Source organism: Aliihoeflea sp. PC F10.4, assembly GCF_054612275.1.
Genome location: NZ_JBTSWH010000001.1, coordinates 1459544 through 1477990 on the forward strand (window position 1 = coordinate 1459544; position 18447 = coordinate 1477990).

Below are 18447 nucleotides of genomic sequence, written 5' to 3' on the forward strand. Positions count from 1 at the left end.
GAGGGTCGTGACCGACCCCAGACCCCTCAAGGGGGGGGCGGGTCGAAAGTCTGGACCGCCCCAACCGCTAGACCCGCCCCCCTCTCATTCGGAGATTTTTTCCCGTGAGTGACGAAGATTCCGACGACGACCTTGGCTTCGACATGTTCGGGAACCCGCTGACCCCGATCCGTGACAGGCGGGGCCGACCGCTGTTCAAGAAAGACAAGGAAAATCAGGATTTTGTGTCCGTCCGTATTGCCGCTGGTTGGAGCCAGAAGCGCATTGCTGAGAACATGGGCATCGACGAAAAGACGCTTCGCAAACATTTTTCCCGTGAGCTGGAAGCCGGGGCGGTGTTGGTCGAGGGCGTCATTCTGGACGTATTGCTTCGCCGCACGCGTGAAGGGCACGCACCTTCAGTTCGCCAGTTGCGTGAAGTCGCCGTCGAAGGCCGCCGACGCATGGCTGAGCGGGAAGTTGGAAAGCCCGAGGCGCAAGCCAAACCAACAGAGCGCCTGGGCAAGAAAGCCATGGATGCGCAGCGTGCCCTGGATGCCGACGCGGATCTGATGGCCGAACTGGAAAGCGAAGCCAGCCAGCATGGACGCCACTGACAGCCCCCGGTTCTCGTGCCCAGACTGGTGGGATAAAATTCAGGCTGGCGAAACGCCGATGGCCGACGTGCCGTTCAACGCCGAGAAGGCCGCGAAAGCACTGGCGTTTTTCAATCGGCTTCGGCTGCCAGATGTGCCCGGCACGCCGCGCCTTGCCGAAGCTTGCGGCGACTGGTTCCGCGACATCCTTGTGGCGTTCCTGGCGAGCGAAGATCCTGAGACAAAGCAGCGGCTGGTGTGGGAGCTGCTGTGCATGATCCCGAAGAAAAATTCGAAGACGACATATGTCGCCGCGCTTGGCCTGACTGCGCTCTACATGGAGGAAGCGCCGAACCGACAGATGCTGCTCGTCGCGCCCAGCCAGAATATCGCCGAGCGATGCTTCGGGCAGGGGCAGGGCATGATCCAGTTGGACGAGAAGTTGACCCACATCTTCGACGTGCAGGATCATCTCAAGTGCATCACTCGGATGAAGACCGGCACTAAGTTGAACGTAAAAACCTTCGACACGTCGATCGTCACCGGCGAAATCCCGATCCTGACGATCATCGATGAGGTACATGAGCTCGGCAAAAAGGCCAAGGCTGCGAAGGTCATGCAACAGATCCGTGGCGGCGGCATCACCATGCAGGGCGGTCAGGTGCTGATGATCACCACGCAGTCGGATGAGGCACCGGCCGGGATCTGGCGAACCGAGTTGGACAAGGCGCGCGCGGTGCGCGACGGGAAGGGTGGTCCATCGCCAATCCTGCTCCCGGTGCTCTACGAGTTCCCGGTCGAGAAACAGCGGGATCAGGAATACTGGCGAGACCAGAGCAACTGGAAGCATTTGCTTCCGAACCTCGGCCGCTCGATTAGCCCGCAGAGGCTCATCGAGGACTACGAGAACAACGGTCGGATATCGAAAGAGACCGAACAAATCTGGGCCAGCCAGCATCTCAATATCGAGATCGGCATCGGTCTTGCCGGGGATGGATGGTCAGGGGCGCCGCACTGGGACGGGTGTCTCGATGAGAACTTGCGTACGCTCGATGAACTGCTGGCGCGCTGCGAGGTCGCGACGATCGGCATCGACTGGGGTGGCGCGGACGACCTCGCCGCGCTCTATGTCATTGGCCGATGCCGTAAAAACAAACGGTGGCTCGGCTGGGGGCAGGCTTGGGCCCGCAATAGTGTGTTCGAGCAACGCAAGGGTATTGCGCACCACCTGCGCGAATTTGAAGAGTGCGGCGATCTGATCATTGCGCAGTCTGGCGAAGACCAGGCGCGGTCAGCTGCCGAGATCTGCAAGCGAGTTTTCGATGCGGGATTGTTGCCGGAACAGGCTGGCATAGGTTTGGATAGCGCCGGCGTCGCGCTTTTGCTCGATGCTCTCGAAGAGCAGGGACTTGAGCAGCCGCTGATCCAAGCCGTCGCTCAGGGTTGGAAGCTGCAGACGGCCATATCTTCGGTGCCGCTCAAGCTGGAAGACCGGCGATTCCTGCATGGCGGGCAACCGATCATGGCTTGGTCCGTGGGCAATGCGAAACAGACGCTTCGCGGCTCGAATTACGTTGTGACCAAGGAAGTCTCGGGCGCGGCGAAGATCGATCCCCTCATGGCTCTCTTCAACGCCGCCATGCTGATGTTCCAAAATCCTGAGGCAAAGGGCGTCGGCATGGATGCATTCTTCAAGCGCTTGGCGGGGACGGCTGCATGAACTTGCTTCGCAAAATGGCGCTGGGAGCGGCGACCGCCGTTGTCCGCAATCTGGCAGTCCGCGAGCCAGATAGTCTCGAATGGCAGCGTAAGCAGGGCGGTGGTTCTGACGCTGGCGAAACACTTTCGGACCGAACGGTCATTGGCCTGCCTGCGGTCTGGGCATGCGTGAATCTTCTGGCGGGGACCGTCGCCAGCCTGCCGCTCATGGTCTACCGGACGGATGCGGCCGGCGAGCGGTCGGTGGCGCGTGATCACGCGCTTTACCGTCTCCTGCATGACAGCCCGAATTTCGATCAAACGGCTGTCGACTTCTGGGAGTTCATCGCGACATCGCTCGAGTTGTGGGGCAATGCATATGCCCGCGTCGAGCGGACGGCGGGCAAGGTGGTCAATCTACTGCCGGTCAACCCGGCCCTGATGGTGCCGCGCCGCCTGCCCAACGGCACTATCGAATACCGTTGGTCGCAGGCCGGTCGGCACTACGTCGAGACCGACAAGACCATGCTGCATATTCGAGGCTTCGGCGGAGATCCGCTGGGAGGCATGTCGACACTGCATTTCGGCGTTCAGGCGTTCGGGTTGGCGCGAGCTGCGCAGGCAGCGGCTGGGTCGACGTTCCGAAATGGCATGCGCCCGTCTGTCCAGCTGTCGTTCAAGGAGTTCTTGACGGAGCCGCAGTTCGAACTCGTTAACGACCGGCTGATTCAACAGTACATGGGCGCCATGAATGCTGGCCGTCCGTACATCGCGGAAGGTGGCGCAGAACTGAAGGCGCTGTCCATCAATCCAGTTGATGCGCAGATGTTGGAGATCCTCGGACTGTCGGTCGAGCAGATCTGCATGCTGTTTCAGGTTCCGCCTGTCATGATCGGACACACCTCGAAGACATCGAGTTGGCCGTCATCGACGGAACAGCAAGGCCTGATCCTTCAGAAGTTCACGTTGCGCCGGCGGTTGAAGCGCATCGAGCAGGCGCTTGAAAAGCAGTTGCTGACACCCGTCGATCGCGCTGCCGGCATTACCATTGAGTTCAATATCGAGGGGCTTCTGCGCGCCGACAGCGCCGGCCGCGCAACCTTCTATCAGCGCATGACCGCAATCGGCGCCATGACCATCAACGAGGTCCGCAAGCGCGAGAACCTGTCACCGGTCGACGGCGGCAATGTACCGCGCATCCAGATGCAGAACGTCCCGATCACCGATGGTGATGACGACGCAACCCGCGAGCTGGTGCGCCAGCTGATCGCTGAGGAGAGTGATTGATGAACATCGAAGACGTGAATGCCCGGCCGTTCATGAAGTCGGTGCCGTGCCTCGCTATCAAGGCGCTCAAGGAAACCGGCGAGTTCGAAGGGTACGGCTCGACGTTTGGTGGTGAGCCTGACAGCTACGGAGATGTGATCGCGCCTGGTGCGTTTGCAGAATCGCTTTCGTCTCACCGCGCGGCCGGCACGATGCCGAAAATGTTCTGGCAGCATGATCCGATGCAGCCGGTCGGCAAATGGCTGGAGGCCAGCGAAGACGACAAGGGTTTGCTCATGAAGGGCAAGCTCAACATGAGCGTCCAGCGGGCGAGAGAAGCCTATGCGCTCTTGAAAGAAGGCGACATTGACGGCCTGTCGATCGGCTATCGGATCAAGGAATATTCGGTCGATACTGACACGAACATCTGGACGCTTGAGAACATCGACCTTCGCGAAGTGTCGATCGTCTCGATCGGCGCGAATGAGAACGCGACGATCGGCAGCGTCAAGGCGGCGAAGGCTGTCCACGAAATGACAGACAAGCTCAAGGCCGGGGACCGGCTTTCGGAGCGGGAGTTCGAATTGTGGCTCAAGGGATTGGGCTTCACGAACTCGCAGGCGGAGCGTGCCGCGCGCAACCACCTGAAGGGGCTGGGGGAACCAGCCGCAGCGGACGAAGCGCTCGACTTCTGTCGGGCAATGCTGGGCTGATAGCCCTTCTCCCTCAACACAGGAATCATCACCATGAAACTTCACTTCCGTGGCATCGCGGTCGCGATGCTTGCTGTCATCAGCATGTTTGCCGTCAGCTCTGCCCACGCCGCTGTCGGCTCGATCGGGGCCGGCGATCTTGTCGGTCTCGCCCCGTATGCTGCCATCGCCGTCGCTGGCGGCATCGCGCATGTTGCCTCGTCGCCTTTTGGCGCGGGAATTTGCTTCGGCCCGGAGACTGGAACCGGTACGAAATCTGCATCCGAACTCGCCAACGAGATCAAGGCCGCGCATGAGAAGGCGATTGGCGACGTGAAGTCGATCGCCGATGAAGCGCTGGGCAAGGCCAAGGCTGGCGAACAGATGTCGAGCTCGCTGAAAGAGCAGGCCGACGAAGCGCTGCTGAAGATGAACGGGCTGACCGAGCAGGTTGCAGAGTTCGAGCAGAAGCTCGCCCGCGCCGGCTCGGCTGGTCTGGAGCAGCGCAAGTCCTTCGGTCAGCAGTTCGTCGAGACGCCCGAACTGAAAGCGCTGGCCGATTCGCCGCGCTCGGGCGCATCGGCAAGCATGTCGGTGAAAGCCGACATCACGACCGCGACCACTGACGCCGATGGGTCGGCTGGTGCCGGTATTGTCGCCAACCGATTGCCGGGTGTCCTGGAGCTTCCGCAGACCCGCCTGACGGTTCGTGATCTGCTGACCCCCGGCAACACCGACAGTCCGCTGATCCAGTATACGCAGGAGACGGGGTTCGCAAACCTTGCTGCTCCGGTTGCCGAGGGCGGGCTCAAGCCGCAGTCGAGCCTGAAGCTCACCGACAAGGACATTTCGACCAAGGTTATCGCGCACTGGATTCGCGCTTCCAAGCAGATCCTGTCGGATTTCCCGCAGATCCGCTCGCTCATCGATGGCCGTCTGCTGTACGGTCTCGCGTTGATCGAAGAAGAGCAACTTCTGCTTGGCGACGGTACCGGCGAAAATCTGCACGGAATCATTCCGCAGGCGTCGCCATTCGCTGTACCGACCGGGTTCATCCCGCCGGAAAAGGCGACCAGCATCGACACCATGCGTGTGGCCCAGCTTCAAGCGGTGCTGGCCGAATATCCGGCGACCGGGCATGTCATGCACCCGATCGACTGGACGGCCATGGAAACGACGAAGGATGACGTCGGCCGCTACATCATCGGCAATCCGCAGGGAACGACGTCCCCGACGCTCTGGGGACTCCCAGTCGTTGCGACACCGAAGATGACCGTCGGCAAGTTCCTGACGGGTGCCTTCAAGCTCGGTGCGCAGATCTTCGATCAGTGGCAGAGCCGGATCGAAGTCGGATTCCAGAACGATGACTTCGTTCGCAACAAGGTCACCGTCCTTGCCGAGGAACGGCTCGCGCTCGCTGTCTTCCGTCCGGAAGCCTTCATCTTCGGCGATGTCGCGCCGATCGCTGCTGCACCTGGTGGCGGCGAAGGCTGATCGTTCGGCTCATGAAGGAGGGCGGATTCGTTCGCCCTCTCTATGAACCGAAGGAGAAAGACCATGCCCAAGTATGACGTCCTGAGACCACACATCGGCGACAAATCCTACAAGCCGGGTGATATTCGAGAAGCGAAGGAGGGTGACGTGGAGCACCTGGTGAAGAAAGGCGTTCTTGCCGCTGCCGGAGCAAAGGCGGCCAAGACTGCGCCCCAGAAAAAGGTAGGTCCGAAGCCTGCAAACAAGGCTGACCAATCGGCTCAGAATAAGGCCGGCTGATCATGAAGAGCGTCGTTGTCATCGAGCCGCCGTCGCCGATCGTCACGTTCGACGAAACCGCGAGTCATCTGCGTCTCGATGGTGACGATGAGAGGGGCTATGTTGAGGGGCTGATTGCTGCGGCTCAGGGCTGGATCGATGGCCCTGCTGGCATCCTTCGCCGGTCTGTCGGCCCGCAGCTGCTTGAATTCCGCGACGATGACCCTTGTTCGCCATTCGTGGCGCTGCCTTATGGCCCCGTGCTCGACATTGTTGAAGCATGGTCCGGCAATGATGCCGTCGACGTTTCGTCTTATCGTCCAGGTGCGCCGGTATTCGGCTTCGGCATACAGATGAACGCAGGCCAGTCGATCCGAGTTCAATATTGGGCAGGCTATGGCAAGCGTGACGATGCAGGCGATTGGGTCGTGGCCGCGCCGCCACCGATCAAGGTCGCGGTAATGATGCTCGTTGCGCAGTGGTATATGGCCCGCGCGGCAGTGAATATCGGCAACATCGTCAATGAAATGCCGTTCGCCGTCGACGCGCTCTTGCAGCCTTATCGGGTGTATCGCTGATGGAAGCGGGCAATCTTGATCAGCGGTTCACCTTTCTCAGCCGCAAGAGCATCGACGATGGTTACGGCAACAAGGTGAGCGGTCCCTTTGAGGATCGGTTCACGGTCTGGGCTGGCGTGACCTATCTGCGAGGTTCAGAGGCCGTCATGGCTTCGCGTCTCGAAGGGCGTCAGCCAGTCGTCATCGTGGTTCGTCAGTCTGCTAGCACACGCGGGATTACAACCGACTGGAAAGCGCGCAACGCTCGGACGGATGAGGTCTACAACATCCGCACCATCGTGCCGACGAAAGACCGTGCCGGGTTCGAGATCACAGCCGAATCCGGGGTTGCTGTCTGATGGTCGAGGGGTTGGACCGGCTTGAGCGCAAGCTGAAAAAGACCATTCCGGCGAAGGCGATCGAGCTGACGAAACGCGCGATGGAGCAGAGCGCCGAAGAAATCGTCGGCATGATGCGCCGCCTTGTGCCGGCAGATACCGGCGCGCTGCGCGACAGCATCGGTTGGACATGGGGTGATGCGCCGAAGGGTGCGATGGTCATTGCGCGCAGCAATCCGCGTTCTGACGGCCTGATGATCACGATCTACGCCGGCACCCGCGACAAGAGCCTCGGTGACCTCGATGCTTATTATGCGCGGTTCGTCGAATTCGGGACGCAGAAGATGGCGGCTCAACCCTACTTCTTTGTGTCGTGGCGCGCGCTTCGTCGCCGCGCGGGCAACCGGATCAAGCGGCAGATGCGCAAAGGTATTCGCGAGGGATCGCAATGAGCGTGCAGGCGGAACTGCAAAAGCTGATCCTCGACACGCTCAAAGCAAATGCTGCTGTCATGGCGCTGGCCAACGGCGTTTATGACCGGGTGTCGGATAGCCCGTGGGGCCCAGAATCAAAGAATGGCTATATCAGCTTCGGCCCGCACGACGTCGTCGAGGATGACGCTGATTGCATCATCGGCGGGACGCACACCGTCCAGATCGACTGCTGGTCGCGTCAGGTCGGCGTTGTCCATGCCAAGCGCATGACCGATGCGGTCAAGGCCGCGCTGCATGATCGGGATATTCAGCTGACCGAAAACGCAATGGTGCAGATGCGCGTCACGATGCGCCGTGCCCTTCCTGACCCGGATGGCCTCACGTCGCATGGCATCGTGATGGTCACCGCGATGATTGAGGAGAGAGCATGATGGCTGTCACATCGATGTCGGTATCGGTCCGCTTTCGCTGGTGGTTCTGGCCGCTCTTTTGGCTCGTGGTGGCATTCGCCTGGTCGGTCGGATGGGCGGTTGGCGATGATGATGATCGCCTCGATGACTGGCTTGACGCGCGCATGACGTTTCTTGCGCAGCGCGGCATCCGCTTCGATGTGTCCACAACGCAGGGAGAATAGGATGGCTATGGCCTGGGCAATCTTCAGCACAGAGTTCAATTGGCGCCGGCCGCGCTCGATCTATTCGTTCAACGCGAAAGCATCTGTCGATCCGCAGGAGCGCCCGCGCGATTTCATCGAGGCTGCCGTCACTGCCGGCGCGGCCGAGGAAGTTTCGTCGCCCAACCGCGACGAGAAGAAGGCCATCACCGGCCGCAAACGGGCGAAGTAGCCCATCCCCAGTAACCGGGCTTCGGCCCATCGTCATCGGCTGGTCGTGACCGGCCCCTTTGCCATGGAGCAAGACATGCCCACCGAATACGCCGAGACCGCGAATTTTCATGAGATGGTACTGGAGGTCGAGACCGCAACCGAAGGCACCTTCGCCAAGATCTGCGGCATCACCTCGCGCGGTGTGAACCGCACCCACAATATGCAGACCTCGGAAGTTCCGCCCTGCGACGACGAAAGCAAACCGGCCGCTGTCGAGCGCAACGTCCAGTCGTCTGAAGTGACGGTCTCCGGCTCGGGCGTCTATGCCCGGCAAAGCAAGGAGATGATGATGGACTGGTGGTATTCCGGCCAGACCAAGAACATCCGCATCGCGCACCTCAACGCTGCGGTCGGCGATACCGAATACGAAACCGGCCCGGCCTTCCTCGTCAATCTGAACAATCAGGCCGAGCGCGGGCAAAAGGTCACGGCTGAGCTGGAAATCCAGTTCGACGGTATCCCGATCCGCACGCCGAAGGCTGCCTGATGTCGAAAGACCTGACCTGGGCCGGTGGCGAACATCCGTTCGAGCTGAAGATCGAGCATCTTCGCGCGCTTCAGGATCTGTGCGACGCCGGCCCGGAATGGATACTGGCGCGCCTCAGCAACAAGCAGTGGCATGTCGACGATGTCGTCTCGACGATCCGGCTGGGGCTCGAGGGTGGCGGCATGGCGAAGGAAAACGCGCGCAAGCTCGTCAAACGCTTCGTCGAAGACCGGCCGCTGACAGAATCGGTGGTGCTGGCAAGTGGCATCCTAATGCTCGCCCTCTACGGCGACCCGGATGACGCGCCGGGGGAAGCCGGCGCGGGGACGGAGAAGACCGCCGATCCCCGCGACCCCGAGGCAAATGGCGTTTCGCCGACTTCTACCAGTGGGCCGGCGTCCTGAGACTGGATGTCGGCCGCATGTCCGTGTGGGAATTTTCCTGCGCGGTCGAGGGCTTCAACAAATCGCGGCAAACCGGAGAGGCGCCTGCGCCTTCGATGGATGACGCGCGTCTCGCCGATCTCGGTATCGAGGGGTTCTGATGGCTGATGTCGAGCGTCTGATCGTTGCGCTGGAGGCCCGTACACGCTCGTTCGAAAACGCGATGAACCGGGCCAATGGCGTCGCGCGTCAGCGCACGACGCAGATCGAGCGGCGGTTTGCGCAGATGAACACGAGCATCAATCGCTCGTTTCAGAACCTGCTCCGCTCGTCGGTCGCACCACTCGCCGGCATCGGCGCGGCGCTCGGCGTCCGTGAACTCGGCCGCATGGCCGATACCTGGACCGATCTGCAAAGCCGCGTGCGTAATGCGGTTGGCAGTGTCGAGCTTGGCGACGATGCGCTCGCTCGGCTCGGCACCACTGCCCGGCAGACATACTCGTCGCTGGAACAGACGGTCGAAAGCTTCATCGCCAATGCCCGACCGCTGGCCGATCTGGGATATTCCACCCGGCAGCAGCTCGACTACACGGAATCATTGAACAACGCGCTGGTGATCTCGAACGCGCGCGGTGATCGCGCGCGGCAGATTACCGAAGCACTCACCAAGGCAATGGCCGGCGGCAAGCTTCAGGGCGACGAACTGAACACCGTCATCCAGTCCGGTGGCCGTGTCGCCGAAGCTCTGGCAGCCGGGCTCGGTACAACCGTCAGCGGCCTTCGTGCCCTTGGCAGCGAAGGCAAAATCACCGGCCGTGATGTCGTTCAGGCGCTGACCTCGCAGATGGCAACTCTTCGGCAGGAAGCCGAGGAAATGCCAGCGACGATCACCGATGGCTTCACCCTGCTCAACAATGCTCTGCTGGAATATGTCGGCAACGGCGATCAGGCGACAGGCGTATCGGCACGGATCAGTGAAGCGCTGGTCATCATCGCTGACAATTTCGACCAGGTCGCAGATGCGGGCCTTCAAGTCGCAGCCGTTCTTGCTGCGGGCCTCCTTGGTCGCTCCATCGCCGGCATGGTGCGCACGCTCGGCCTCGGCTCGCGGGCGCTGTTTGAATTCTCGCGTGCGCTTACCGTGGCACGGTCGATGGCCTCGCTTTCCGCTGCCTTCACCGGTCTGTCGGCCGCTGCCGGACCAGCCGGCGTCGTCATCGGTGCCGGTCTCGCCACCGCGCTGGTCGCCGCGCATGCCAGCGCACAGGCTGCCGAGGACCGCACTAACCGGCTCAACGTCGAGTTTGAGCGGCTGGGCCTTCGTGGTAAGCAAGCGGCCGAAGGTGTCGACGAGACGACTGAAGCTTTGGATAGCGCAGTCGACGAGACGCGCGTTCAGATCCTCCGCGACATCAACACCGAACTTGAGCGCATGCGCGGTTCGGGCTCGTGGAACCCGTTTGAAAGCTGGTTCGGTGATATCGAGGGGCAGGCCAAAGAGCTTGGCATCATCGTCCGCGAGGCCGGAAACCAGCTGGTCTTCGGCGGGGGCGGTGCCGATGGTGCGGCCTACCAGCAGATCATGCAGCTCGCCGCTGCGGTGCGCGACCAGAAGATCGCCACCGAAGAAGCGCTCGCCGCTGCGCGTGAGCTTGGCGCGACAAATCTCAGCGAGCCGGTGCGCAGGCTGAACGACGAGCTCATCGCCTCGATCCAGTATTTCGGGGAGCTGGGCACGGCAGCGTTCGCCAATGGCGATACGTCAGCCGTCGACGGCCTGCTTGAACAGATTGCATCGGTGCGTCAGGAAGTGGCCTATCTGGCATCGGAGGAACTGATCAGCGATGATCAGCGCCGCCAGCTCGAAGGCATTATCGACCAGTTCGTCGAAACCGAAAGCAGCGCCGACGATACGTCATCCGCGCTCGCCGCGATCGGCAGCACGAATATGCGGATCGGATATCTCGTCAACCAGCTTCTGCCTCTGGTCTCGATGCTCGGCACCGTTCGGCAGGAGGCATTGGCGGCTGCCGCTGCCATCGGGCAAGCGACCGGTGGCGGTCTGTCGCGCGATCAGATCGAGGGCTATCGCCAATACGGTGCATCCCGCGTTGCCGGCGAAGATGTGCGCCGCAGCAGCGAAGCTTACATCCGCGAGGCCGAGCGTCGCGCCGGCCTGTCCAAGACGCAGCTCGATCTCGAAACCGAAATCGCCCGTGTCCGTGAACGGTCGCTGAAAGATGGCGAGCAACTGACCGACGACCAGATCCGGCGCGTCGCCGAAATCAATCTCGGTGGCAATGCCGACCGTACGGCATCTGGCCGTAAAGGGCGTGGCGGCGGCGGTGGAAAATCAACGAAAGAACGGGCCGACGAATATCAGCGTCTGGCCGAACGGATCGCGGAAAGCACTGCAAATCTCGTCGCCGAAACCGAAGTGCAGCGTGGTCTCAATCCGCTGCTCGACGATTACGGCTATGCGGTCGAAAAGGCCCGCACCGAGCAGGAACTGCTGAATGCGGCCAAGCAGGCTGGCATCACCGTCACGCCGGAATTGCGCGAGCAGATCGCGCAGCTTGCGCATCAGTATGCCGCAGCCACCGTCGAGGCTGCGCAGCTCAGCGAGAGTCAGGATCAGATCCGACAACGCGCCGAGGAAATGCGCGACCTCGGCCGCGAGACCCTCGGCGGCTTTATCAAGGATCTGCGCGCCGGGAAATCGGGTGCGGAGGCACTGGCGAACGCGTTGAGCAAGGTTGCCGACAAGCTCTTCGAAATGTCGCTCGCGGCGATGTTCGAGCCGAAGGGTGGGGGCGGTGGGTTCTTCGGGGGCATCTTTGGATCGATCGGAAAGATCTTCGGATTTTCCAAGGGCACTCCGAACACCGGCGGTCGACGCGGAGAAGCACGCGGCGTCGTCCATGGGCAGGAAGCCGTCATCCCCCTGCCGGCCGGCGGCAAGGTTCCGGTGCAAATCAACACGCCGATCGGGTCTGGCCGGGGATCATCCGAAACTATTCGCGTGGTTCTTCAAGATGACAGCGGCCGGATGGCTGCGATTGCCGACCAGCGCATTCAAACGTCGGCCGGGGCAATCGTCGAAGTCTCGGTGCGCAAGAGCACGCAGGCGGTCAAGAGTGGGCTTCCGGGCCTGATCGCCAATGCCCAGACGCGGGAAATGTAGATGACCATTCGTTGGCCTGAACGTGTCCTGCGTCCGCAAAATGTTGGGATTGACATCGCATCGCGGTCACTCTCCGGCCCGCCGTCCGTTTCCGGCGCGGTGCAGGTCGCCGCTTCCGATGCGGGTATCTGGAAGGCCACGTTCGGAAGCATTGTGATGAACGCGCGCGATCATGTGCTGACGTGGCGTGGCATTCAAACATTGCTGGAAGGACGGCTCGGCGCAATCCTTGTGCCGAACTGCCGGGGCTATCAGCCGGTCACCCAGATCGCCAAGGATCTGGCGCTCTATGACCCGGTCGAACATTTAGACGGTGCGCCGTTCGGTGACGGCTCTGGGTACCAGGGGCAGGTGATTGATGCGACACTGACTGCCTCGGTCGCTGCCCGTGCGGTGTCGGCAACGATATCGGTGCGCCACGCAGCCCAGCTGGAGCCCAGCCAGCGGTTCTCGATCGGCGAACGGATGTATGCGTTGCGAACGATCGTCTACACCGGGGCAGAGGCTGCTGCGATCACCTTCCGGCCGCCGCTGCGTGAGGCTGCCGCGTCCGGCGTTCGGCTCAATTTCGACGACCCCGTCTGTCGCATGCGGCTTGCCACCGATGATGCCATGGATCTCGAATTGGCGCTGCGCCGCTTCGGCTCGCCGACCGTCAATTTCGTCGAGGATGTCTGATGGACTTCTTCACGCCTGACCAGGTCGCGCATCTGTCGGCGTCGACGGTGCGGCTCGATCTGCTGTTTGAGATGCAATTCAAATCCGGCACCGGTCGATACTGGAACGGCAACACGGATCTGATGACAGGTGGGCAGACGTGGCGACCGCTGCATGGTCGCGGCTCGATCGACGGATTGGGATATGCCGGAACGGGTGCGTCGGAATCCGTCACGTTGACGCTGAGTGGTGTGCCAGATGCAGCAACCGAACTCCTCGCCGCCGCCATCGGCGAAACGCAAGATGCCGATCAGCAGCTTGTCTCGATCTTCGTGCAACTGTTCGATGCCGACTGGCAGCCGGCAGGATCGCCGATCGGTCTGTGGTGGGGCTTCATGCAGCCGCCGCGTGTGACCCGCTCGGCAATGTCCGAAACCGAGGGCGCAATCCAGACCATATCGGTGACCGCCGAAAACGCTTTCTTCAATCGCTCGCGTCCACCGCATGGCCGCTACACGGACCGCGATCAGCAGCGCCGTTCACCGGGTGACCCTTTTTTCAGCTTCATCGGATCGCTGCTCTTCAAGACGTTCAACTGGCCTGACTTCTAGCCGTGTCAGAGGTGGAAGATTTCATCCGCAATGTCGCTGCGGAGCCTTTCGCGTGGGGAAAGACGGACTGCGCCTCGATCGCGGATCGTTGGGTGCAGCATCGGCGTGGGTTCTCACCAATGGATCGGTTCGGCCGCAAGCATTCGGACGAGGCCGAGGCCCGCGCCTGGCTGGCTGAAGGCAACTTCGAAGTTCACTTCAACCGCGTCATGCGCGCAAGCCGGCTGACGAAGGTTGGCTGTCCGACCGATGGCGCTGTCGGTTTGGTCTTGTTCGACGGGCGCATGTGCATCGGCATCTTGGTCGGCTCACTCTGGTTTAGCCGTCACGAGGATGGGCTTGTCGGCGCGCCGTGGGCAAATTTCTGGAAAGCGTGGGCGGTGTAGATGGGTGGACGGTATGGCGCGCTCTACGCGACGACGGCGCTTTCCTATTGGTACGCGCCGCGAACGGGCATCATCGAAGGGATCATCCTTACCGCACTGACGTCTGCCGGCGTGACCGGCGCGGCGCTGGGCGTCTCGACTGCGATACTGACCGGTGTCGCCGGCATCGCCCTTTCGACCGGCCTCAGCTTCCTCGCGCAATCGCTGTTTCGACCAAGCGCACCGAAGCCGGAAGACGTGCAGCAATCGGTTCGCCAGCCGACACATCCGCGCGTTCGCCATTACGGTCGCGTCAAGGCTTCCGGGCCGTGGGTCTTCGCCGAGGCAAGCCAAGGTAATTTCTACAAGGTCATCGCGCTCGGGCAAGGACCGATCGATGCGATCGAGCAGTTCTGGCTCGACGATACGCAGGTGACGTTCTCGGCGTCGGGCGAAATCCAGCAAAGTCCGTGGGTCGGTGGGCAAGGCGAATCCTATGTCCGCGTGCTGAGCAGGTTGGGGCAGGCGGTTGAGACGGGCTACTCGCAACTGACGAGCCTGTTTGCGGGCTGGACCTCGGCCCATCGGGGAGATGGTGTCGCCTCGCTGTTCATCACGCAGCGCGCGGTCGCGGCAGAATACTACGCTGGCCTATTTTCGAACGGTATCAACACCAATTTCCGCGTCGTGCTTCGCGGCGCGCGGGTGCATGACCCGGTTACGGCAACGGTGTCATGGAGCGACAACGCCGCTTCGATCATTCGCGACTATCTCACGCACCGCGACGGCATGCGATTGCCCGCCTCCATTATCGGAACGCCTCTAGCGCAGGCTGGTTGGGTCGCTGCGTTCAACCGTGCTGCGCAGGCGATTCCACGTGCGGCAGGCGGCACGGAGCCGCGCTATCGCCTTTGGGGTTCGTATCAGCTTAACGAGCGTCCGGCCGACGTTCTCGGCCGTATGCTGCAATCGTGTGATGGCAGGCTGGTGCCGACGCCTGACGGCGGCCTGGCGTTGGATATCGGGGCATGGGAAGAACCGACCGTCGTTCTCGGGCCGGATGCGATCACCGGGTTTTCGGAACTTGGCCGGGGCCGTGATGTGCTCTCCACCGCGAACACGATCCGCGCGACCTATCTCGAACCGAACCAGGACTATCAGGCAGCCGACGCCGATCCATGGGCCGATGAGGACGATGTGTCCGAGCGCGGCGAAATCAGTTCGGATTTGCAATTCCACATGTCTCCATCGCATGGGCAGACACGACGGCTGATGAAGCTCGCTTACTACCGCGCAAACCCGGCATGGGTCGGCACGTTCCAGATGAACCTTCGCGCGCTGGAAGCGATCGGCAAGCGCTTCGTGCGCATCCAGTACCCTCTGTTCGGGATCAACTCTGTCTTCGAAGTGCAGGACTTCCGGTTCAACATCGGGGAAGGTGGCATCCTGACAGGCGTCACGCTTCAGGTGCAGTCGATGCCGGCAGTCTCAGGCCAGTGGGACCCGAGCCAAGAAGGCACCGCGCCAGTCATGGACGAAAGTGAAGGCGACGATACGATCCCCGTGCCGGCCGCGCCGACCGTCGATCTGCTGACCAGCCCGACGCGCGCACGCCTGTCCTTCTCACCATCGCCCAGCCCGATCCTGTTCTATCAGGCCCGCTACCGCGAGAATGGCGAGGACTGGTTTGTCACGGACGACCTCTCGAATGACGCGACCAGTATCACGCTCGGCTCGCTCGAAGACGCAACCGTTTATGATTTTGCTCTTCGGCTCGTGACCGAGAAGGGTCGCCCCGGTGCGTGGGGCCCAACGACTTCCGTCACCACGCCCTGATCTGAACCAACCGCATCACCTCATCCAGCCTGCATTTGCGGGCCGCCTTCGCATGGAGAACCGCATGCCGCAGACAGCCGAAACGATCTTTCGCGACTTCACCACTGACGGCATACCTGCTTCGGGTAAGCACGAACCGCTTAAGGTCGAAATCCGCGAGTGGGGCGCCAACCTCGAAGGATATCTCTCGGCCGGTGCTGCCAGTGCCAGCGTTCTGTTCACGTCGCTCGCAAGCTTAAGCGCCACCTTAACTCATCCTGCTGCGACGATGGCTTGGGTGATCGGTGATCCAGTTGCAGCAAATAACGGCGTTTATCAGAAGCTCGGCGCCTTGGGTTCTGGCAGTTGGGTGAAACGTGCCGATCTGCCGTATTCCTCGGTCCGCGCCAGCGACGTCGGGGCAGGCACTCCGAACGCAATTCAGGCCACGACGAGCACTCCAGTTCCAACCGCTGACGGTGGTGCGCTCGTCGCGCTGAACATCTTTCGTGAGAACACGGGTTCGCCTGTCACCGTAGCGTTCAACGGTGGGCAAGCACTGACGGTGAAGACCGCGAGCGGCAATGATGTGATAGCTGGTGGCCTTCCGGCCGGAATGCTCGTCGCCGGCTACAGGATCGGCTCGACGTTCCGGCTGATCTCGGATCAAGCGAGCGCAGGGATCATTGCTGCCGTAGAAGCGCTTGCTGCTGACGCAGCAGCATCGGCTCAGGCGGCTCTTGACGCGCTTTCGTCAGTCGAACTGACTGAGTTTGTTACGAAGGCCGTCGCTGAAGATCGCACTCCTGAAACCGCGCCGGCGTTTGTTCGCACGGCTTTTTACGACAGTACGTATCTAAATTCTTCCGGTGATCTCTATGCGCCTACCGGAACCAGTGATGGCCCGATCACGATCACGCTTGCTGATGGCGAAACAGTCGTCGGCTACAAGCCGGTCGGGCCGACCATCAGCGCCGCATCGTTCGGTCTGAAATCGGGGATGTCAGCGCTGGCAGCGAAAGCTTGTCTAAGGCTCGCGGCGTCTTTCCTCGCTGCCGGAATGACGCTCTTGGTTCCCAACCTTGGAGCCATGGCGGAAGTTGATACGACGGGTGGTCTGACGGCAGCCATTCACATCGACAAGCCAAACACGCGTGTCCAGATCGATGGCCATCTAAAGTCCAACTATGCGGCGAATGAGCCAAACCCTTCGTTCATGTTTCGGGTGACGGCGCACAATGTCGAGTTTTGTGGCACTGGAGCACTGGAGGGCAACGGCTTCGACAACGTCACCAGCGCGGGCGGCAGCAGTGCGATCTATCCGGGATTGGTCTACGTTCTCGGAACGCACAATTTCAAGTACCGCGATCTGCGGATGATCAAGCCGCCAAAAATCGGCGTCTATATCGTCAATTCATTCAATGGCACGTTCGATACCGCCGTTTTTGAGGGTGGAACGCCAACGTTTGAATTTTCAACGCTGCCGGACGGATCGCCTAACCCGAACTATGTTGGTTCTTATCTGTGCGCGATCACGACTTCAGGTGGAGCAGGGCACACCTTCCATAATCTGCGCTTTATCGCTGGCGCTGACGGCGGTCGGGTGACCCAAGGCATTTTTAACGGCGGCAACAGCGGTGTAACGAATCGCTGTGTTGTGTCCTCTTGCTACGCTGATCGGCCGTGGGAGAAGCTTTGGTACGGCTACGGCGACTATCACCGGATTTTCGGCAATTACACGCAGGGCCCGACGCTAACAGACGCGATCCGTGTGTGGGGTTCATTCTGCGAGGTTTTTGGAAATATCACCGATGGATGCGCAGCCGGGGTGCAGTGCCTCGACGGACGTGGCAATAAAATTTTCGGGAATAACTTCCTTCGTTGCGGGTCCACGGGCATCAACGTACAGCATTTCTCTGCCTCGTACGCTTTGGGCATATCGCTTAACGAGGTGCGAGGAAACCATATCACGTGGGATGGTGTCTCTACCGGCAGACGCTTCGGTATCCGTGTTCTCGCCAATGATGCTGTGGATGTCTCGCTTTGCGCGGTTGAGGACAACCTTGTTCAAGGCTTCGGGTTTAACGACTCTTATGCGATCGAAGTGACCGCACCGACGCCACGCATTGGCTATGCGAATACTGTCAAGAATAACCGCCTCATCTCTTGTGGTGACGCCATCCGCGTCTCGCGCAATGTTGGTGGCTACGTTGAAGACAATAAGTTCCGAGCCTGCACGGGCCGGCTCATTCGCCTTGAAGGTGGCTCGGGTTGCGTCATCGAAAGCAATAAGGGCGATGGCGGGCTGTGGTTCATGTCCGTTGTTCCGGGCAGCGGTCATACCTTCCGAAACAATAAGGGCAGCGGCTTTACCAATATCGGCATCGAGGGTTTTGTGTTTGGTCAGAACAACAACTACGCTGAGGGCAATCAATTCACAGCCGCGCCGCTCCTGGTGCCCGTGACGCTGACGGCTGCGGCAACGAACACGATCACTCACGGCGGCATCGCCTCACATGCGACAATCGACCTGATACCTATATCTGCGACCTTCGCGACCCGGAACGCTGCGGTGGGGTATTACACCAGCCCTAATGGCAATGATTTCAACATTGCGGCGGCGAACGGTTCTGCAAATGCAGGTGGAGAGGCATGTCGCGCGAGGATCATTCAGTAAAAAGTTGCGCTAGAGAGATCCGTTGCCAAAGACGTTGACCGCATTCTACTTCGTTCAAGGTTGCCGATGC

Annotated in this window: 21 protein-coding genes; all 21 read left to right on the plus strand. The window is 61.0% G+C overall.

The window, feature by feature from the left end; genetic code table 11:
• Nucleotides 1-104: 104 nt before the first annotated feature.
• The 21 genes from ACX82Z_RS07270 to ACX82Z_RS07370 all read left to right on the plus strand — a co-directional run bounded on the left by ACX82Z_RS07270 (nucleotide 105) and on the right by ACX82Z_RS07370 (nucleotide 18377).
• Nucleotides 105-596, plus strand: coding sequence for a hypothetical protein (locus ACX82Z_RS07270; RefSeq protein WP_459587623.1), 492 nt, complete (start codon nucleotides 105-107; stop codon nucleotides 594-596).
• Nucleotides 583-2295, plus strand: a complete 1713-nt coding sequence (locus ACX82Z_RS07275) for a terminase TerL endonuclease subunit (protein ID WP_459587624.1) — start codon at nucleotides 583-585, stop codon at nucleotides 2293-2295. The genes ACX82Z_RS07270 and ACX82Z_RS07275 overlap by 14 nt, the downstream gene beginning before the upstream one ends.
• Nucleotides 2292-3560, plus strand: coding sequence for a phage portal protein (locus tag ACX82Z_RS07280; RefSeq protein WP_459587626.1), 1269 nt, complete (start codon nucleotides 2292-2294; stop codon nucleotides 3558-3560). The genes ACX82Z_RS07275 and ACX82Z_RS07280 overlap by 4 nt, the downstream gene beginning before the upstream one ends.
• Entirely contained in the window at nucleotides 3560-4252 is a 693-nt protein-coding gene (locus tag ACX82Z_RS07285; RefSeq protein WP_459587628.1) for an HK97 family phage prohead protease, read from the plus strand. Before ACX82Z_RS07280 ends, ACX82Z_RS07285 begins: the two co-directional genes overlap by 1 nt.
• Before the next feature lie 33 nt (nucleotides 4253-4285).
• Nucleotides 4286-5725: a phage major capsid protein gene (locus tag ACX82Z_RS07290; RefSeq protein WP_459587630.1), complete on the plus strand. Its 1440-nt coding sequence runs from the start codon at nucleotides 4286-4288 to the stop codon at nucleotides 5723-5725.
• A 63-nt stretch (nucleotides 5726-5788) separates the two neighbouring features.
• The gene (locus ACX82Z_RS07295) at nucleotides 5789-6004 is read left to right on the plus strand and encodes a hypothetical protein (protein ID WP_459587632.1); all 216 of its coding nucleotides are present in this window, start codon (nucleotides 5789-5791) and stop codon (nucleotides 6002-6004) included.
• A gap of 2 nt (nucleotides 6005-6006) precedes the next feature.
• Nucleotides 6007-6561, plus strand: a complete 555-nt coding sequence (locus tag ACX82Z_RS07300) for a head-tail connector protein (protein WP_459587634.1) — start codon at nucleotides 6007-6009, stop codon at nucleotides 6559-6561.
• Complete coding sequence (locus ACX82Z_RS07305; RefSeq protein ID WP_459587636.1) at nucleotides 6561-6899, plus strand: head-tail adaptor protein; 339 nt, start codon at nucleotides 6561-6563, stop codon at nucleotides 6897-6899. The genes ACX82Z_RS07300 and ACX82Z_RS07305 overlap by 1 nt, the downstream gene beginning before the upstream one ends.
• Nucleotides 6899-7330 carry an HK97-gp10 family putative phage morphogenesis protein gene (locus tag ACX82Z_RS07310; RefSeq protein ID WP_459587638.1) on the plus strand — a complete coding sequence of 144 codons (432 nt, stop codon included), beginning with the start codon at nucleotides 6899-6901 and terminating at the stop codon, nucleotides 7328-7330. The genes ACX82Z_RS07305 and ACX82Z_RS07310 overlap by 1 nt, the downstream gene beginning before the upstream one ends.
• Entirely contained in the window at nucleotides 7327-7743 is a 417-nt protein-coding gene (locus ACX82Z_RS07315; RefSeq protein WP_459587639.1) for a DUF3168 domain-containing protein, read from the plus strand. Before ACX82Z_RS07310 ends, ACX82Z_RS07315 begins: the two co-directional genes overlap by 4 nt.
• Nucleotides 7740-7946 carry a hypothetical protein gene (locus ACX82Z_RS07320; protein WP_459587641.1) on the plus strand — a complete coding sequence of 69 codons (207 nt, stop codon included), beginning with the start codon at nucleotides 7740-7742 and terminating at the stop codon, nucleotides 7944-7946. Before ACX82Z_RS07315 ends, ACX82Z_RS07320 begins: the two co-directional genes overlap by 4 nt.
• 1 nt (nucleotide 7947) lies before the next feature.
• Entirely contained in the window at nucleotides 7948-8157 is a 210-nt protein-coding gene (locus ACX82Z_RS07325) for a hypothetical protein (RefSeq protein ID WP_459587643.1), read from the plus strand.
• 75 nt (nucleotides 8158-8232) lie between these two features.
• Nucleotides 8233-8685 (plus strand): phage tail tube protein, encoded by a 453-nt coding sequence (locus ACX82Z_RS07330; RefSeq protein ID WP_459587645.1) that lies wholly within the window; start codon nucleotides 8233-8235, stop codon nucleotides 8683-8685.
• Nucleotides 8685-9089: a gene transfer agent family protein gene (locus ACX82Z_RS07335; RefSeq protein WP_459587647.1), complete on the plus strand. Its 405-nt coding sequence runs from the start codon at nucleotides 8685-8687 to the stop codon at nucleotides 9087-9089. Before ACX82Z_RS07330 ends, ACX82Z_RS07335 begins: the two co-directional genes overlap by 1 nt.
• A 17-nt stretch (nucleotides 9090-9106) precedes the next feature.
• Entirely contained in the window at nucleotides 9107-9229 is a 123-nt protein-coding gene (locus ACX82Z_RS07340; protein WP_459587649.1) for a hypothetical protein, read from the plus strand.
• The gene (locus ACX82Z_RS07345; RefSeq protein WP_459587651.1) at nucleotides 9229-12252 is read left to right on the plus strand and encodes a tape measure protein; all 3024 of its coding nucleotides are present in this window, start codon (nucleotides 9229-9231) and stop codon (nucleotides 12250-12252) included. The genes ACX82Z_RS07340 and ACX82Z_RS07345 overlap by 1 nt, the downstream gene beginning before the upstream one ends.
• 156 nt (nucleotides 12253-12408) lie before the next feature.
• A complete protein-coding gene (locus tag ACX82Z_RS07350) occupies nucleotides 12409-12930 on the plus strand; it encodes a hypothetical protein (protein WP_459587652.1) in 522 nt (173 codons plus the stop codon).
• The gene (locus ACX82Z_RS07355) at nucleotides 12930-13520 is read left to right on the plus strand and encodes a hypothetical protein (RefSeq protein ID WP_459587654.1); all 591 of its coding nucleotides are present in this window, start codon (nucleotides 12930-12932) and stop codon (nucleotides 13518-13520) included. Before ACX82Z_RS07350 ends, ACX82Z_RS07355 begins: the two co-directional genes overlap by 1 nt.
• A gap of 11 nt (nucleotides 13521-13531) precedes the next feature.
• Nucleotides 13532-13906 carry a DUF6950 family protein gene (locus ACX82Z_RS07360; protein ID WP_459911659.1) on the plus strand — a complete coding sequence of 125 codons (375 nt, stop codon included), beginning with the start codon at nucleotides 13532-13534 and terminating at the stop codon, nucleotides 13904-13906.
• A complete protein-coding gene (locus ACX82Z_RS07365) occupies nucleotides 13907-15721 on the plus strand; it encodes a phage tail protein (protein ID WP_459587655.1) in 1815 nt (604 codons plus the stop codon).
• Nucleotides 15722-15785: 64 nt separating this feature from the next.
• The gene (locus ACX82Z_RS07370; protein WP_459587657.1) at nucleotides 15786-18377 is read left to right on the plus strand and encodes a right-handed parallel beta-helix repeat-containing protein; all 2592 of its coding nucleotides are present in this window, start codon (nucleotides 15786-15788) and stop codon (nucleotides 18375-18377) included.
• Nucleotides 18378-18447: the final 70 nt, after the last annotated feature.

What these genes read in the sequence shown, in the direction of transcription:
- ACX82Z_RS07275 (WP_459587624.1), top strand. Translation starts at nt 583, where the DNA reads ATGGACGCCACTGACAGCCCCCGGTTCTCGTGCCCAGACTGGTGGGAT.
- ACX82Z_RS07280 (WP_459587626.1), top strand. Translation starts at nt 2,292, where the DNA reads ATGAACTTGCTTCGCAAAATGGCGCTGGGAGCGGCGACCGCCGTTGTC.
- ACX82Z_RS07285 (WP_459587628.1), top strand. Translation starts at nt 3,560, where the DNA reads ATGAACATCGAAGACGTGAATGCCCGGCCGTTCATGAAGTCGGTGCCG.
- ACX82Z_RS07290 (WP_459587630.1), top strand. Translation starts at nt 4,286, where the DNA reads ATGAAACTTCACTTCCGTGGCATCGCGGTCGCGATGCTTGCTGTCATC.
- ACX82Z_RS07295 (WP_459587632.1), top strand. Translation starts at nt 5,789, where the DNA reads ATGCCCAAGTATGACGTCCTGAGACCACACATCGGCGACAAATCCTAC.
- ACX82Z_RS07300 (WP_459587634.1), top strand. Translation starts at nt 6,007, where the DNA reads ATGAAGAGCGTCGTTGTCATCGAGCCGCCGTCGCCGATCGTCACGTTC.
- ACX82Z_RS07305 (WP_459587636.1), top strand. Translation starts at nt 6,561, where the DNA reads ATGGAAGCGGGCAATCTTGATCAGCGGTTCACCTTTCTCAGCCGCAAG.
- ACX82Z_RS07310 (WP_459587638.1), top strand. Translation starts at nt 6,899, where the DNA reads ATGGTCGAGGGGTTGGACCGGCTTGAGCGCAAGCTGAAAAAGACCATT.
- ACX82Z_RS07315 (WP_459587639.1), top strand. Translation starts at nt 7,327, where the DNA reads ATGAGCGTGCAGGCGGAACTGCAAAAGCTGATCCTCGACACGCTCAAA.
- ACX82Z_RS07320 (WP_459587641.1), top strand. Translation starts at nt 7,740, where the DNA reads ATGATGGCTGTCACATCGATGTCGGTATCGGTCCGCTTTCGCTGGTGG.
- ACX82Z_RS07325 (WP_459587643.1), top strand. Translation starts at nt 7,948, where the DNA reads ATGGCTATGGCCTGGGCAATCTTCAGCACAGAGTTCAATTGGCGCCGG.
- ACX82Z_RS07330 (WP_459587645.1), top strand. Translation starts at nt 8,233, where the DNA reads ATGCCCACCGAATACGCCGAGACCGCGAATTTTCATGAGATGGTACTG.
- ACX82Z_RS07335 (WP_459587647.1), top strand. Translation starts at nt 8,685, where the DNA reads ATGTCGAAAGACCTGACCTGGGCCGGTGGCGAACATCCGTTCGAGCTG.
- ACX82Z_RS07340 (WP_459587649.1), top strand. Translation starts at nt 9,107, where the DNA reads ATGTCCGTGTGGGAATTTTCCTGCGCGGTCGAGGGCTTCAACAAATCG.
- ACX82Z_RS07345 (WP_459587651.1), top strand. Translation starts at nt 9,229, where the DNA reads ATGGCTGATGTCGAGCGTCTGATCGTTGCGCTGGAGGCCCGTACACGC.
- ACX82Z_RS07350 (WP_459587652.1), top strand. Translation starts at nt 12,409, where the DNA reads ATGAACGCGCGCGATCATGTGCTGACGTGGCGTGGCATTCAAACATTG.
- ACX82Z_RS07355 (WP_459587654.1), top strand. Translation starts at nt 12,930, where the DNA reads ATGGACTTCTTCACGCCTGACCAGGTCGCGCATCTGTCGGCGTCGACG.
- ACX82Z_RS07365 (WP_459587655.1), top strand. Translation starts at nt 13,907, where the DNA reads ATGGGTGGACGGTATGGCGCGCTCTACGCGACGACGGCGCTTTCCTAT.
- ACX82Z_RS07370 (WP_459587657.1), top strand. Translation starts at nt 15,786, where the DNA reads ATGCCGCAGACAGCCGAAACGATCTTTCGCGACTTCACCACTGACGGC.